We start from the raw sequence: 1,156 nt of genomic DNA on the forward strand, positions 1-1,156 counted from the left end.
TCTCTGCGCTCTCTGCCGAACCGGACGAGACGTGCTCGTCGTCGCGCCGGCGTCGGCTCACACCCCCGCGCTCTGGCCGAAATCGTCGGTGAGACGCACGTCCACGCCGTCGACATCGACCGGAAACTCGTCTACGCGGCGCGGGCGAACCTCCAGTCCGTCGGGTCGCCCGCCGTCCTCGTCGACCGTCGCGACGGCGCGGAGGGACTCCCCGAGTACGCGCCGTTCGACCGCATCCTCGTGGAGGCGGCGGCCATCGAACCGCCGCGGCGACTCCTCTCGCAACTGGAACCCGACGGTCGACTCGTCTTCCCGATGGGCGGCCCGAAGCAGACGCTCGTCAGCGTCGACGCCGCGGGCGAGGTGGTGGACGAACACGGCCCCGTCGCGTTCGACCCCCTCCTGGTCGAGGGCGAACAGCGGAGCGGCGTCACCAGAAACCGGACGGTCCGCGAGGACGCCGAGTTCAGCGAGTCGGGGTACTTCGCGCCGACCGGGTGGGAGCAGGAGTGGATCGACTGGGACGAACGCCTCAGCGGCAGACAGCGTCGGTACGACCGCTGAATCGCGCCCGGTTCTCCGCTTCCGAGAACCAGGTCACCTCGTTATACCCTCACACGGCGTACGTAGAGATAGGTGAGAATCATGCAGAAAAACGTCGGTGGTTACGACCGTATCGCCCGACTCGTCGTCGGACCGCTCCTCATCGCCGTGGGTGCCGCGGCGTTCGGAGGACTGTTCACCATCGCGGCCGGGACCCTCGGTCTCGTCGTCGCTGGTATCGCGCTCCTCGTCGGCGCCGTCCTCCTCGCGACGGGCATCACGCAGAAGTGCCCGCTCAACAACGTCCTCGGTATCGACACGTTCCGCGGGAAGGCCAAGAAGGAGACCGAAACGCCCGGGAAGGACGCGGGTCGCCCGAGCTGAGCTGAATTTTTTCCTGCCGTTCGACACGCCGAGCCCCGAGCGCCGGCCTCAGCCCTTCAGTCCGCTGCCGGTCAGCGGGACCACCACGTCGTCGTCCGACGAGACGACGCCGCGGTCGCGGTACTCGCGGAGTGCCGCGGGTGCGACGGCGCAGGTCGGTTCCGTGTAGAAGCCGCGGCGATGGAGACGGTCCAGTTCTGCCTCGACCGCCTCCTCGGAGACGGCGACG

Annotated in this window: 1 protein-coding gene and 2 pseudogenes; 2 read left to right on the forward strand and 1 reads right to left on the reverse strand. The window is 68.7% G+C overall.

Features of this window, described 5'->3' with window-relative positions:
• Both GJ632_RS21650 and GJ632_RS21655 read left to right on the forward strand, forming a co-directional pair.
• Positions 1–564 (forward strand): annotated as a pseudogene (locus GJ632_RS21650) (protein-L-isoaspartate O-methyltransferase); the annotation flags it as partial.
• Positions 565–645: 81 nt separating this feature from the next.
• Positions 646–927, forward strand: a complete 282-nt coding sequence (locus GJ632_RS21655; RefSeq protein ID WP_191453991.1) for a DUF2892 domain-containing protein — start codon at positions 646–648, stop codon at positions 925–927.
• Positions 928–975: 48 nt separating this feature from the next.
• Here GJ632_RS21655 and GJ632_RS21660 read toward each other — a convergent pair.
• A pseudogene (locus GJ632_RS21660) lies at positions 976–1,156 on the reverse strand (threonine synthase); the annotation flags it as partial.

Source organism: Halogeometricum sp. CBA1124 (assembly GCF_009741955.1).
GTDB lineage: Archaea > Halobacteriota > Halobacteria > Halobacteriales > Haloferacaceae > Halogeometricum > Halogeometricum rufum.